This window comes from Noviherbaspirillum suwonense (assembly GCF_900182955.1).
GTDB classification, from domain to species: domain Bacteria; phylum Pseudomonadota; class Gammaproteobacteria; order Burkholderiales; family Burkholderiaceae_D; genus Noviherbaspirillum_A; species Noviherbaspirillum_A suwonense.
Genome location: NZ_FXUL01000002.1, coordinates 473,122 through 486,992 on the forward strand (window position 1 = coordinate 473,122; position 13,871 = coordinate 486,992).

Consider the following 13,871-nt stretch of genomic DNA (forward strand, 5'->3'; position numbering starts at 1 on the left):
CGGTAGAAGAAGTTCCCTGCGGCGGGAAACGGTTCATACGCCGGCATCAGCGAATGGAATTGTTGTTCCCGTCACCCGTGGGGTTACGCTGGGCGCCGCGCAATCAAATGCCGAATCGGCACATTAAAGCGTCCTTACGCTATCGGTAAATACATAGCCAACGGAATGCACGGATTTTATCGGCTGCGACAGTGGATACTGGGAATGGATCTTGCGCCGCAAGCGACTTACGATCGCTTCCATCCTGCGATTGTCGTACGCAATCGGATCTTTTCGAAATGCGACGCCGATAATGTCCCGGCGCCTTACCGGATTTCCAGCATTTTCAACCAGGATTCTCAGGAATTCCGATTCCAGATGACTGAGTTCGACGACTGCTCCCGACGGACAAATAAGGCGCCATTCACGATATTGAAACTGCCATTTGAGTGAACTGAAATGATTGCTTTCGGAATGTATACGCCGGTAGACATTGTGGATGTAGGCTACCAATTCGTCGATTTCAACTGGCTTGATGAGAAACGCATCTGCGCCGCCCGCCAGGCACTCGATGCGGCAGCCCATATCTGGCCGGCCGGTCAGCATGATGATCCCGAGTTCCCGCTGCCCTTTAAGTGACCTAAGCTGCTGCAATATCGCCATCCCGTTATCGCCGGGCAGTCCAATATCCATGACGATAACGTCGCAAGGTTTTTGCAACAGCTCCAAAAACAAATCGGTGCTATTTCCAACGCCAACGGCCTCGAATCCCTCAGCACATAAACTGCTGACGATTTCATTTCTGAGAAGTGTGTGGTCTTCTACGAGGATTACACGTATCATTTTTTCCATATCTGGCAAAGAGATTGCAGCTCGACGGGTCGCCTGCTATTGCCCGACGCGCACCGCAGCAGTCGACTGGAAAGGTATTTCTTCTGTCATTTTGACTCTCAACCAGAAGTCGAGCGTGCTCCCGCTTCCAACATCGCTTTTTACCCGCATATCGCCATCATGTGCATGCAGCATCATTCGGACCATATATAAACCGATTCCCATTCCTTCGCTGTTCGAATCGGCCTTGAAATGGGGTTCGAACAGGCGCGAAATCGATTCTGGATTCATTCCAATACCATTGTCCGACACAGACATCTGTAACATGCCATTTCCATATTTACCGTCAAGAAAAACCCTGCTGCCCGGGGCGGAATACTTCACAGCATTGTCCAGCAAATTGGTGAGGATCAGCCTGAGTATGCCGTCATCCACCCAAAGGTCCTGCGGGAGTTCAGCAAGGCTGAACGAAATCAGATGAGAGTCTGCATGCATTTCGGCGACCCTGATCACGTCTTTAACCAGTTCGCCGACATTCGTGCAACGATATGAAACTTTAATATCCGCGTTTTCGATTCTTTCTTCAAGCAGGAAATTATCGATCACCCTTCGCATCTCATAGTGGATACGCCCGATGTTCTTGTGCCGCTCCGCGATCTCTGCCGGAAGATCCCCGCGCTTATTTATTGCATGCATTGAAACACTGAGGACAGTCAGAAGATTTCTGAATTCATGAGAAACCAGAGCAACCATGCGCTTTTGCAGTGCACTCGATTTTAAATTCATCTTGGCGACATTCTGCAACTCCACTGCCTTGATTTTCTCATTCTCGGTCTCACGATGAGTCAAAATCATGCCGAAACTGATCAACCCGGCATGAATGATCAAGTTAGATTGCCAAACATAATCGATAAACTGGTAGTTTTGAATAAAGCCAAAATTTCTTGCGACCACAAGTCCGACACAGATAGTCATGAACCAGATGGCGGAAACGTAAAACCAGGCGCCGGGCTTTCCACTTCTTAGAAACCGCCAGGAACAAACGCAATTAAGAAGACTTAGAATGAATGCCATTGAAAATGCAATGATGGTTGACGCAGGTTCCAGATCAAGCAACCGTGCAACACCCGCAATTAAAGCCAGCGTGCCGACACAGGATGCCGCATGGTAGAAATACCTTTGCTCATTTTTGTTTAACTCGAATGCGTGAATGCCGAAACGGGCGCCTGCCCACATCATCACGCTTAGCGCCGTGATTCCCACTACGCTGTTGATCCGGACGGATTCTGGAAAAAAATATCGGGAAGCCAGGCCGTTCGTGCGAAGAATCACGAATGCTTCCGCAACCAGATATACCAGCCACCAGAAATCGAGCGAACTACCATTAATGCACCAGCGGACCATGCAGAGGACAAGAATTACGACAAAGACGCCGTAATACATCCCCAGCAGCAAATTTTCAGATGCGCTTTCCTCTGCATAAAATGCCGGCTCCCAAAGATAGCCGCGTACATTCAACTGGCTGGTCGACCGCAAGCTTAGATAGATAGTCAGCGGTTCCCGGTCGCTGAAATGGATTTTGAACATGCTGTGGCGCGCCTTCAATTCACGGCTAGACAGCGGAAACGCCGTCCCCGCGCTCGCGATCCTGCTGACGGAACCGTCACTGTCGCTGTGTACCTGGTAGAGCGTGGCTTCACCAATGTAAGCCGGCGCCAATTCCAGCCACCAGTCGTCCGCTGCCTGGATGGGACGTTGAATTTCCAAACGCAGCCAGATGGTGTCGGTCGAAATCGCAAAATTCAAGTTTCCGTCCCGGCTTAAAAACGCGTCATACAAGGGACCGGACATGACATCGTCAATCTTTAACTGGTTAGTCGGATCTCGGAAATAGGTGAAATGGTTTTTAAGGTCGAACTTATGGATTTCTGGATCCAGGACAAGCGGGTTCGCATCTGCGTTAAAAAAAGCAGAAAACAAGGCAATGAAAATCAGGCAGATAAGCCCGCGCACGTTGTCTCGATGAGGTCAGTCGAAGAGAACACCCTTAGTTCCCGGGTGTATCGCACTGCTTGAGCAGATACTAACAGAGAATTTTCAGCGATCGCAACCAATACTTTCCCTACAATTATGCTCGAAAGTAAGCATATGTCAGCATTGGTAGGCTACTTGAGAGGATTCAGATAGAGAATCGATCGACCGTGCGTTAAAAGTTACTTTAAAACAGGGCACTAAACCAAAAAGATTCACACGTACACTTTCCATCGAGGAAGCAAGCTAACCAGGATCGCATCATGAAAATCACCTTAAAGGTCATCGGCAGGGACTTGTTCACGATGCTCCATGAGCAACTCGGGAAGCTTAATTCAACATTTCCCCGATTGAGCACTCAACTGGAACATTTTGAGTGGGAAATTATCGAGATCCTGGCCATCCGTCCGGAGCACCTGCTGAGCTATCCCGACATGCCTTCCGCCCTGCTGATCGATGCCCAGGAACCTACGTACATCGAGAAGATCCAGTTGCTGGAAAAGAAGGAACTGACCTTCATCAAGGATCCGCCCTTCCTTCCCATCGTCATGTCGCCCATCGTGCTGATATTCCGGTCCCATGGCGTGCTCGCGGAGGCGCCGGACTTTCCGGATTTCGTTGCTGACTGGATTTGCACGCCTTTCCTGATCTCCGACCTGGCGCGTCGGGTCATTGCGTCCCTGCGCCGAAAAAATATCCTGAAAACCAAGCTGCATTTCGGGTCCCTGACGCTCGTTCCCGATTTGCGGGTTTTATCGTATCAGAGCAGGGGCATCCACCTGACGCCCTCGGAATATTCACTTGCCGAACTTTTCCTGAACCAGATGGGTACGGTAATTCCCATCAAGGACCTGGTGATGCTGTTCAGGTCAAGCGGCAAATCCACTGAGGGGAGCAATATCCGGGTAACCATCTTCCAGCTCAGGTTAAAGCTGGAAATGCTCACGAAATCTCACTACACCCTGGGCAGCGTCTACAAGCAGGGCTACGTACTGCGTACGAAAAACAGGGCGACGCCAGACCCCCATTCAATATCTGAAAGATCGGCGACAGGCAGCCTGATGTCGGGCCACCATTAACGGTCCTATCCCCTGCCGATAAACGGCATGTCCGTTGCCATGACCGTCATGAACTGGACATTGGCGTCAAGCGGCAGGCTCGCCATGTAGGACACGGCGCGGGCGACATTCCGCACGTCCATGGTCGGCTCCACCATCACGCTTCCATTCGCCTGGAGGATACCTTTCTGCATCTTCTCGGTCATGTCTGTCGTCGCGTTGCCGATATCGATCTGCCCGCAAGCAATGCCGTATTGCCTGCCATCGAGCGAAGTAACCTTCGTTAAACCGGTCATCGCATGCTTGGTCGCTGTGTATGTTGCCGAGCGCGGCCGCGGAACATGCGCGGAGATCGAGCCATTGTTGATGATGCGGCCTCCTCGCGGCTCCTGACGCTTCATCAGTTTGAATGCTTCTTGCGTACAGAGAAAAGCGCCAGTCAGATTGACATTCAGCGCGGCCTGCCAATGCTCCAGTGAAACATCTTCGATCGACGCTGCCGGCGTAAAGATGCCTGCATTATTGAACAGCAGGTCGAGCCGCTGAAATTTCGCATGCGTCGCTTCGAAAAGCCCAGCCACGTCCCTGGGACTAGAGACGTCGGCCGGGAACATCAGCACCTTGTCCTCTTCGGCGCCTGCCAGCTGCGCCGTTTCCTCCAATGCCGCGCGACGACGCCCGGTGAGCGTGACCGAAAATCCGTCCTGGACCAATTGAATGGCTATCGCGCGGCCTATTCCCGACCCGGCCCCCGTCACCAGGGCGACTTTGTTTGGTGTGATCATTGAATCCATTTCCTTTTTTCTTGATAGGGTCGACTGAAATTGCACGGCCGCAGGTTTGCCCATGTTCAGGAAGGATGCGCCCGCAATCCTCGTTCGCCTGGATACCGGATACCGGCGCGCCGACAAACCATTGTCATCGAAGCAATGTTAGGATAAGGGAAAACAAGGTGTCGGACCAAGCTTAAACGGTTTTCCAGGCTGCCGGCAACGCGTGTCCGACCAATTTTCCGTATTTTCCCGTTTGAGCAGGAATGTTCTTGATGCCCCGGATTCATACCCATTACGACAATCTGAAAGTCACGCGCAATGCACCGCCCGAAGTCATTCGCGCGGCATACAAGACCCTGTGCCAGAAGTTTCATCCGGACCGCAACCCAGGGAACGAAAACGCGCAAAGGACGTTTCTGCTGATTCGCACTGCCTACGAGACGCTTTCGGATCCGGAAAAACGAAAGGTTCATGACGACTGGATTGCCGCCATGGAGTCGGCTGACAGGTCCCCGGATGACATGGCAAGGGAAACGCCGAAAGCGGGCAAGGCAGAAAAGCGCAGTGGACAGGCCGGCGTCCAGTCGCTCCTGGCCCGAAAAAAGAAGCGCGTAGTCCAATGTTGTTTCTGGCTGCTGATCGCGCTACTTATCGTCGTCGGCTTCTTTTTTAACTAACGAGCCAGCCTCGGCCGCTTTCAACTTGAGGCGACGCTCCGCCTTGTCGAGGGGAATCCGGAGCGCCATCAGAATAAGCAGCGCAAACAGGGTGCTCAGCACGGCAGTCGCTTCACGTCCCATGCCGGCCGCAATGCCCACGGCGGCGGTGAGCCAGATGCTTGCTGCCGTCGTCAGGCCGCGGACCTGCTGCTCATCGCTGCTCTTAATGATCGCGCCGGCGCCGAGAAAACCGATTCCGGCGATGACGCCCTGCAGCACCCGGCTCATATCGGACATGTCGGTGCCCGCCTGCAGCGGCACGAGGACAAACAGCGCCGACCCGAGCGCGACCAGCATATGCGTCCGGAAACCGGCGGCAGCGCCGGTGCGCTCCCGTTCGTAGCCGAGAATGCCGCCAAGTATGACGGCAATCAGCAGGCGCAGGCACAGGCGGGTTACTTCCGAAATGGCCGGAAGATCCGAAAACTCACTTTGAATCGTGATCCAGCTTTCCATCCACCACGGAAGCAATTCGCTCGACAAACCTGGACTCCCCGATGTCAGTAAGGCGCTTTGGGTACGCCGGCGACCACGCCAGGCTTGAACTGCATCGACTTGAGTTCGAGGAATTCCTCCAGCCCATAGTGACCCATTTCGCGTCCGTGGCCGGATTGCTTGTAGCCGCCAAACGGCGCGAAGAGGTTGAATCCGCCACCATTGATGTCGACCTGCCCGGTCCGCAGCCGACGGGCAACGGAGACTGCCCGCTCGTCGCTGCCGGCCCAGACTGCGCCCGCAAGCCCGTACAGCGTGTTGTTTGCGATCTGCACTGCCTCGTCGACGTCCTTGTAGACGATGATCGAGAGCACCGGTCCAAAAATTTCCTCCTGTGCGATCACGCTATTCGGATCGACGCGCCCGAACACCGTCGGCTGGACAAAATAGCCGCGCGGCAAATCGGCCGGTTGATCCGGGCCGCCGCAGAGGAGTTCGGCGCCGGATTCGATGCCTTTGCGGATGTAGTCGCGAACCCGCTCGCGCTGGCTTTCAGAGATCAGCGGTCCGAGTCGGGCCGTGCCGCCGTAAGGGTCGCCGACGGTAAAGCGTGCTGCCGCGTCGACGGCGATTTTTGCCGCTTCCTCGTAGCGGTCTTCCGGCACGAGCAGCCGGGTGTGAGCGGAGCAGGTCTGGCCGCTGTTGAGGAAACACGCGCCGACCGTGCCCTTGACGGCTGCCGCCAGGTCGGCGTCGTCCAGAATTACTGCGGCGGACTTGCCGCCGAGTTCCAACGCCACCCGCTTGACCGTGGCGGCGGCAACTTCCGAGATGCGCTTTCCGGCGCGCGTGGAACCCGTGAAGGAAACCATGTCGACATCCGGATGCCTGACCAGCGCTTCACCGACGACGCCGCCGGGACCGCTGACGAGGTTGAATACGCCAGGCGGAACGCCTGCGGCATCGATCACTTCAGCCAGCATGAACGCATTCAATGGAGCGACTTCCGACGGCTTGAGGACGACGGTGCATCCGGCAGCCAGCGCAGCGGCGACCTTGGCTGCGATCTGATGCAGCGGATAATTCCACGGCGTGATGCAGGCCACGACGCCAACTGCCTCGCGGACCACGCGGGAATGGCCAGCCTGCTCTTCCCACTGGAATTTTTCGGCGAGCTGGGCGTAATAACCGAAGTTCGCGATCGGCGATCCTACCTGGATTTGCGCCGACATCTTGAGCGGCATGCCGACTTCGCCGGTGATGGTTTCCGCGAACTCCGCGGCGCGCGCCTGAAGGCCCGCCTGTATCTTGCGCAGGTAGTCGCTGCGGACTGCGACATCCTGCCGGCTCCAGCTATCGAAGGCGGACCGGGCTGCTGCAACCGCGGCGTCCACATCCGCTTCATTCCCCTCGGGGATCGAACCCATCACTTCCTCGGTCGACGCATTGATCACGTCTATGGAGCCGGCGCCTGCCGAATCGACCCATTTGCCACCGATATACAGCTTGTCCCGTTTTTGCATTGCAATGTCTCCTTAACAATCCCGGCCTGAGCGCCGTGGTCCGAATATCGGGAGCAGCATACTAGCATTTTGTCCATTTCATGGCTGGCAGGCGCACAACCCAGTTCACTGCATGCTTCGAAAATCCACTTCCAATCCGGCTATCGTCCCACCGGGGGAAAGCTGCCCTATTCCGCAAAAAAATGCTTGACCACTGCAAAGTTTCAAGTCAACAATCTGTAACTATTGGTAACGGCATTGTAACCACCGGGACCATGGGCGAGCCCGAGCCGCACGGTTGCGGCACAGGATGCGACGGGCTCTTTTGAAAAAATCGGACTGGGAAATCAGCTATGGCAACAGGTACTGTGAAATGGTTTAACGATTCCAAAGGGTTCGGGTTCATTACCCCTGACGGCGGCGGTGAAGACCTTTTTGTTCACTATTCAGCAATACAGATGCCGGGTTTCAAGACCCTGAAGGAAGGCCAGCGGGTCGACTTCGATCCCATCCAGGGCGCCAAGGGGAAACAGGCGGCGAATATCCTGGCCGCCCAGTCGATCCAGACCTAGCGCCAGCTGGCGCACCCCGGCGCAAGCTGAACCATGCGCCGGGTTCCAGTTCAGGCAATGAACCCAATCAGTCGTTGCAGGCGACCGTAGAAATCGCCACGCCGATGCCTGGATTTTTGCGCTCACATGAAAGCGGTGCGGATGCGGGCCGGTTGCCGGTTCGTTAATCGACCATCTGGGTAGGCGTTGACAGCGGGACGGACAGCCTGACCGTGGTGCCGCTGTCGCTGCCAGAGATCGCAAACGATCCGCCTATCCTCTCGGCGCGATTGCGCATGTTGCCGATGCCGTGTCCCTTGACGGCAATGGACGGATCGATGCCGACGCCGTCATCCTTCACGCTGATCACCAGCGATTCGCCTTCCATGCCAACACTCACCAGAACGTTAGCCGCCTGCGCATGCTTGAGGATATTGGCGAGCGCTTCCTGCAGCACACGCAATATCTGCAGGCTGCATTGCGGCGGGATGCTTGCCGAGTCAGGCAGTGTGTTGTCGGTCCACTGGAGTTTCAGCCCGATTGCGCTGAAGCGCGGCGATATCCTGGCCCGGAAATTTTCAAGCATCGAAAGCAGGTCATCGTCTTCCGTAGCCAGCGAATCGAGCGAGATGCGCATTTCATCGATGCAATCCTGGAGCAGATTGATCATGTCGCTCTGGCCCGCCCTGCCGCCCTTTACCAGCATAAGCGAAGTGATCAGTTGGGCGCCGACGCCGTCATGCAGGTTTTCCATGATGCGCTGCCGCTCCCCTGCAATTGCATTGAGCCGCTCCAGCTTGCGCAGCCGCTCGTGGCTCCTCAGCAATTCACGTTCGCGGTCCGCCAGGCGGGCGGCCAGCTGGTCCTGCATCGAATCCGCGAGTTCGAGCGTCTTCAGGAAGCGCTCCAGCAGGATCAAGGCCATCACCAGCAGGAACGCCGGTATCCCGAGATGCAGCAGGTAGAATTCTTCCAGGCCAAACAGGCCATGCTGGACAGCAAAATCATGCAGCGCAAGCGCGAATGCAAACACAATTGCCGCCAGCATCGCAAGCGCAGATGGTGTCCGGGTGCGGCGTGCATACAGCAGCAGCACAAGCACCGAATAGAAATTGAAGGGTAAAAATCCCAGCGTCCACCAGGCGTCCATGGCTGGACGGGCAGCCACGCCGATGGCGAGAAACACTGCGCATCCGCCGAACCAGTAAGCCACCAAAAACCGTTCGATGACCGGCTTCACGCACTGGCTCAGGCGCAGCAGGAAAAGGGTGATGAAGACAATGAATCCAGCCGTCGTGAAGTAGTACGTGAAACGCCAGGCGACCCAGTGATCCATCGTCACTTCGGGCATGCGAAAAACCAGGGTCCTGACTCCCCAGAACAGCGCACAGGCGCTAAAGATGCCATAGAGCGATTCGTGTCGTCGCCGCACCCAGATAAGCATCGTGAGAGCGCCAACGATCAGGCAGAGGATGCCCGCCACTTCGGTGACCGTGTTTTCCCAGAACAGCAGGCGATCGTACATCGACCGTATTGACTGTTCGGGGCCGATCAGGACTTCGCCGAAGCTCGTCAGGGGCTCGCGTATCCTGAAATGCACCCGTATCTCATTCCCGACCGGGCGCAGCGCCACTGGCGGGGCAATGAACATGAAGGGGCGGAACCACCGCCGTTGGGTGGCGGCATCGGCTTCGCTGATCTTGCCGACCAGTAGTCCGTTGACGTAAACCGAGCCACCGCTGCGCAGCTTTGGAAACAGCAGCCACAGCGGCTGGCTGATGTCCTGCGCATCGAACGTCAGCCGGTACCAGTAGCCGGTCAGGTCCTGGCCGACCGGGCGATCCGACCGGTGGGGCAAAACCGTGCTGCGCCAGAGCGGGGATTCGGCGGGAAGCACTGACGACTCCGACACAGCGAAATCGGCATTGTCGAGCCTCAGAAGCGACTGCGCGGCAACTGCGTCCAATTGGACGAATAAGCCGGCAACCAGCAGCACCATGGACCGGACAACTGCCAGGATGAGGCTATTTACGGAGCAGGCCCAGCTTGGTTGCCTCATAAACCGCCTTCCCGCGTGAGCGAACTGCCAGCTTCTTGTAGATATTCCTGACATGCTGCGCGACTGTATGGCTCGAGATCTCGAGTGCTCCGGCAATCTCGCGAAATGCCAGGCCGGTCGCCAACTGCCGCAGAACCTCGGTTTCCCGCTCGGTCAGCAGTTCCTTCTCAGCGGCATGCCGAGGTGGACTCAGGTCCGGCGCGACGTAGCTGTCCCGGAACAGGGTCAGCACTTTTTTCGCAATGCGTGGGCTTAAGGGCGAACCGCCGGCATGCAGCTCGCGCAATGCCTCGCCAACGTCGCGTCTGTCGCTGTCTTTCAACAGGTAGCCGGTGGCGCCAGCCTGGATTGCCGCGATCACATTCTTGTCGTCGTCGAAAATGCTGATCACCATCGCATTGGCCGATGGCCTGTCGCGGGCGATCTCCGGGAGCAAATCCAGGCCGCTGAAATCGGGCAGCCCGAGATCCACGAGATAAATGTCGGCATCGACATTCTGGATCAGCTCCCGGCCCTCCCTGCCATTCGTCGCTGTCGCCAGCAATGTCAGGCCTGGATCGGCATTGATGATTTCTGCGAAATGGGCGAGAACGACAGGCTGGTCTTCAATAATTGCAACGGAAATCGGCATAGAGATTCATAAAACAGCGACGGACTGAACACACGCCGGATTCCGCATCGACGGGGGGCGTGGAAAGTGTATCCGATAAACAATTATTCAGCATGTTATTTAGGGTAAACTTTGTTCGGTAACTGTTGCCCACTCGCTCTTTTTCCTCTGGATTTGCATTGCGTATTTCAAGAAATCCCGGCGAATGTCGATAATAGGCTGGAATGGATCAGCACATTTCAAAAGTCCCCGTATCTCCACCATTTTCACAGCAAAAAAATGCAACATAACTCTCTGACGCCGGTTCCAGCGCATCTTATCTCGGTCGGCAAGGCACTTCCCCACTCGATTTATTCAGCGGGCGGCGAACTGCTTCTGTCTCAGGGATTCGTGATCGAATCGGCGGAACAATTGGAGACATTACTGAGCGGCGGGTATTTCCGCAGGACTGGCGAAGATAACGTCCGTGCCCAGGCGGACACGGGCGGGCCGGCAACGAAGTCAGCCGAACAGGGCGCAGCGGCCGAGGCAAGCGAAAGCCAGACCGAGCGCGTGATGATGGACGATGTGCGCTGGCAGGTTGGCGAGACGTTCTTCCTGCACCAGCAAGGCAGTTCGGCAAGATACACGGCGCGCTTCATTGGCTTCATCAAGAACCGGACCGTCCTGGTCACCATGCCTATTGTCGACGACAAGTATGTGCTGATACGCGACGGCCAGATGTTCGTCGTTCGCGCATTTTCGGGCAAGAAAGCGTACGCATTCAGCGCGTTCGTCGTCAAGTCCGTGCATTCGCCGCATCCCTACCTGCACCTGTCCTATCCCAAGGAACTCGGCTGCGCGACAATCCGCCACCGGGCACGGATCACGGTCAACGTCATTGCGGCCGTGTCGCTCGACGGGCAGCAGGACAGCACTGCCGCCATGATCAACGACATGAGTCTCGGCGGCGCTTCAGCCAGCATCAAGCATCCGTTTGGCGAGGTCGGGCAACGCGGCAGGATCAAATTCAAGATCAATGCGGTCGGCGAGACCGTGTTCATGGATATCTGCACCATCCTGCGCTCCATCATCCCTGTGGAAAACGGCGGCGGATGCAAGCACGGCTACGAATTCGTCGACCTGTCCACCCACGACAGGCTGGTGCTGTCGGCCTACTTTCACCAGGCGGAAGTCGAGCGCAATTAAGCCCGGGCGGCGGCGTGCGCCCTCATGTCTTCCGGCGAATGCTGAGCCAGGCCGTGGCGCCACCGCTCGCCGCGATCATCGCCATGCCGACCCAGGCCCAGAAATCCGGCGCGTGGCTGAAAAACAGCCAGCTCATCAATGCGGCAAAACCGATCTGCGCATAGGTAAAAGGCATCAGCGACGACGTGCCGGCCTTGCTGAATGCCATGATCAGAAGCAGATGGCCGACCGTGCCGAGCACCCCGATCAGCAGCAGCAGGCTTGCCTTGCCGACATCGGCGCTTGCAATAAACGACAGCAACTCATCGCGTTCGAGCAGCATTAACGGAAGCAGTAGCGCGCTTCCTATGAAGCCGCTGTAAAACTGCGTCGTGTACGGATTTTCCAGCACGGCAAGCCGGCTGGTGATCAGGCTGTAGGCACTGGAGACGACCATTGCCAGCAAGGGAACGATGACGACCCAACCGAAAAGCCCACTGCCCGGCCGGATCACGATGATCGTTCCAAGAAACCCGCTCCAGACCAGCAGCCACCGCAGACGCCCTATTCGCTCGTTCAGCAGCCAGCCGGAGCAGGCGGTGATCAGCACTGGGGAAAGCATGATGATGGCGGTAAATTCAGCGAGCGGCATCTGGCGCATGCTGAAGAAGGCGAGCACGCTGATCGTTGCCAGCAGCAATCCTCTGAGCGCCTGGAAGCGGGGATGCGCTGTGCGGAATCCGGATACCCCGCGGGCATTGAGCACCACGGCTGCCATCATGGCCGCCTGAAGGGTATATCGAGTCCAGAGAACGAAGACAACGGAAAGGAAACCGCCAAGATACTTGGTGGCGGCATCCATTGCGGAAAAAAGAAGGGTGGAGGCGACGATCATCATGATCGCTGCCGAGGGATTCTTGTTGCTCATTCCCTCAATGATAACGCAGGACAACCCTTTCTCCCCGGCATTGGGGGTAAAACCTGGTTGCCTGCTTATCCCTGCAAAATGCCCTCAGGCCCGGGATAGCGGCCGATCGGCAATTTTCAGTGCACCGCCGCCGAAATTGCGTCGCTTGTCTTGACGGTCGACTTCCTCGGGGTGGCATGCGATGCAGGCGCCCTGCGGGAAACATCCAGCACGCCGCGACGGATCAGCAGTTTTCTGATTTCGCGATGCGCGCCATCCACTTCCGGCTTGTCGTCGAGAAATGCATCCATTGCTGCCAATGCGATATCGTCCATTTCTTCCTCGGAAAAAGAGTAATAAATAGACGCGGCCAGCGCTTCATCGGACATTTCGGCCGTGCGGACAATTTTGTCGGAATATTTGGCGAGAACTGCACGAACATCGCGGACGGTAATTCCAAAAGCCATTTGAAGCGGCATAAGCACCTCCAATAAGTCGATTCGCATGCAAGGGCGAATAATATGGAAATATCTTATGCCCCAGAACAATTAAGTCATATAGGACAGACCCTTGTATCTGTGTAGGAATAAATGAAGTAATGTGTCAGCGCCTCGGCGACTGGGGAACAGTTATTTCCCGGCATATGCCCAAATGACATGGGTATCGTCCGCTTCATTTTTCCGGCGCCAAAGCGTGCTTATGCGGTTGGAAAAATGGGCGGGACCGGTAGCTCTTCGTCATCCGGCACCACTGGCGCCGGGACTGCCGGCTTCTCGGCAGGCGCGGCCGGATCCGGTTCGTTCTGTATTGACGGACTGAAGTCCGGATCAGGCGTCGTTTCCGAATTTTTACTCACAAGCAATCTCCCAAAGAATAAAAGTATTAATCAAATGCTATTCCCAAAAGAACCTTTGCGGGTTGCGCATGCTCAGCCGATCCACGAATGAACCAAATTGCGTTTCCGGAAGTCCTATCAGGAAACGAAAAATAGTTTTTCCAGGTTGTCACGGATGTTGACCGATGTTGTCCATTAACTAAAACATTCAGCGCAGGAGACAGGATTGAAAACGCACAATATTTGGCACCCGAATCACAGGCGAGAACGGCGGGAAGTCAATGCGCCATTGTTATGGCTGATTGCTGCCCTTGGTGGATTTTGGGCAATGGTGGCATTCTTGGTATTCGTCTAGGCCTGGCCCGTACTTGAGGCAAACCTCTGTTTAACTACGGAGGTGTAAAATCGACCAAG

At 56.0% G+C, this 13,871-nt stretch carries 14 protein-coding genes; 5 read left to right on the forward strand and 9 right to left on the reverse strand.

Translation table 11 applies throughout. The features are described from left to right. Positions 1-123 precede the first annotated feature (123 nt). Positions 124-831 carry a response regulator transcription factor gene (locus tag QOL82_RS05310; RefSeq protein ID WP_283441199.1) on the reverse strand — a complete coding sequence of 236 codons (708 nt, stop codon included), beginning with the start codon at positions 829-831 and terminating at the stop codon, positions 124-126. 36 nt (positions 832-867) lie between these two features. Further along, positions 868-2,823, reverse strand: coding sequence for a sensor histidine kinase (locus QOL82_RS05315; protein WP_283441200.1), 1,956 nt, complete (start codon positions 2,821-2,823; stop codon positions 868-870). 281 nt (positions 2,824-3,104) lie between these two features. Here QOL82_RS05315 and QOL82_RS05320 point away from each other — a divergent pair, with 281 nt between their 5' ends. Further along, on the forward strand, positions 3,105-3,920 hold the full coding sequence (locus QOL82_RS05320) for a winged helix-turn-helix domain-containing protein (protein WP_283441201.1): 816 nt from the start codon (positions 3,105-3,107) through the stop codon (positions 3,918-3,920). Between the two features lie 5 nt (positions 3,921-3,925). On the opposite strand, the gene QOL82_RS05325 is transcribed toward QOL82_RS05320, so the two are convergent. Continuing rightward, positions 3,926-4,684 carry an SDR family oxidoreductase gene (locus tag QOL82_RS05325; protein WP_283441276.1) on the reverse strand — a complete coding sequence of 253 codons (759 nt, stop codon included), beginning with the start codon at positions 4,682-4,684 and terminating at the stop codon, positions 3,926-3,928. Between the two features lie 251 nt (positions 4,685-4,935). Here QOL82_RS05325 and QOL82_RS29190 point away from each other — a divergent pair, with 251 nt between their 5' ends. Next, on the forward strand, positions 4,936-5,349 hold the full coding sequence (locus tag QOL82_RS29190; RefSeq protein ID WP_346772283.1) for a J domain-containing protein: 414 nt from the start codon (positions 4,936-4,938) through the stop codon (positions 5,347-5,349). Here the strand turns inward: QOL82_RS29190 and QOL82_RS05335 are convergent. Then, the gene (locus QOL82_RS05335) at positions 5,317-5,847 is read right to left on the reverse strand and encodes an MgtC/SapB family protein (RefSeq protein WP_430438447.1); all 531 of its coding nucleotides are present in this window, start codon (positions 5,845-5,847) and stop codon (positions 5,317-5,319) included. The genes QOL82_RS29190 and QOL82_RS05335 overlap by 33 nt on opposite strands. Before the next feature lie 44 nt (positions 5,848-5,891). Then, the gene (locus tag QOL82_RS05340; RefSeq protein ID WP_283441202.1) at positions 5,892-7,349 is read right to left on the reverse strand and encodes an aldehyde dehydrogenase family protein; all 1,458 of its coding nucleotides are present in this window, start codon (positions 7,347-7,349) and stop codon (positions 5,892-5,894) included. Positions 7,350-7,681: 332 nt separating this feature from the next. Here QOL82_RS05340 and QOL82_RS05345 point away from each other — a divergent pair, with 332 nt between their 5' ends. Then, the gene (locus QOL82_RS05345) at positions 7,682-7,900 is read left to right on the forward strand and encodes a cold-shock protein (RefSeq protein WP_283441203.1); all 219 of its coding nucleotides are present in this window, start codon (positions 7,682-7,684) and stop codon (positions 7,898-7,900) included. A 163-nt stretch (positions 7,901-8,063) separates the two neighbouring features. On the opposite strand, the gene QOL82_RS29195 is transcribed toward QOL82_RS05345, so the two are convergent. Continuing rightward, positions 8,064-9,992, reverse strand: a complete 1,929-nt coding sequence (locus tag QOL82_RS29195) for a sensor histidine kinase (RefSeq protein ID WP_346772285.1) — start codon at positions 9,990-9,992, stop codon at positions 8,064-8,066. Then, positions 9,904-10,569, reverse strand: coding sequence for a response regulator (locus tag QOL82_RS05355; RefSeq protein WP_283441204.1), 666 nt, complete (start codon positions 10,567-10,569; stop codon positions 9,904-9,906). Before QOL82_RS05355 ends, QOL82_RS29195 begins: the two co-directional genes overlap by 89 nt. 390 nt (positions 10,570-10,959) lie before the next feature. On the opposite strand from QOL82_RS05355, the gene QOL82_RS05360 reads away from it, so the two are divergent. Then, positions 10,960-11,736 carry a flagellar brake protein gene (locus QOL82_RS05360; protein WP_283441205.1) on the forward strand — a complete coding sequence of 259 codons (777 nt, stop codon included), beginning with the start codon at positions 10,960-10,962 and terminating at the stop codon, positions 11,734-11,736. A 22-nt stretch (positions 11,737-11,758) separates the two neighbouring features. On the opposite strand, the gene QOL82_RS05365 is transcribed toward QOL82_RS05360, so the two are convergent. Both QOL82_RS05365 and QOL82_RS05370 read right to left on the reverse strand, forming a co-directional pair. Then, positions 11,759-12,643, reverse strand: a complete 885-nt coding sequence (locus QOL82_RS05365; RefSeq protein ID WP_283441206.1) for a DMT family transporter — start codon at positions 12,641-12,643, stop codon at positions 11,759-11,761. Positions 12,644-12,759: 116 nt separating this feature from the next. Continuing rightward, a complete protein-coding gene (locus QOL82_RS05370) occupies positions 12,760-13,101 on the reverse strand; it encodes a hypothetical protein (protein ID WP_283441207.1) in 342 nt (113 codons plus the stop codon). A 177-nt stretch (positions 13,102-13,278) separates the two neighbouring features. On the opposite strand from QOL82_RS05370, the gene QOL82_RS05375 reads away from it, so the two are divergent. Then, positions 13,279-13,569, forward strand: coding sequence for a hypothetical protein (locus QOL82_RS05375; protein ID WP_283441208.1), 291 nt, complete (start codon positions 13,279-13,281; stop codon positions 13,567-13,569). The last annotated feature ends 302 nt before the right edge of the window (positions 13,570-13,871 follow it).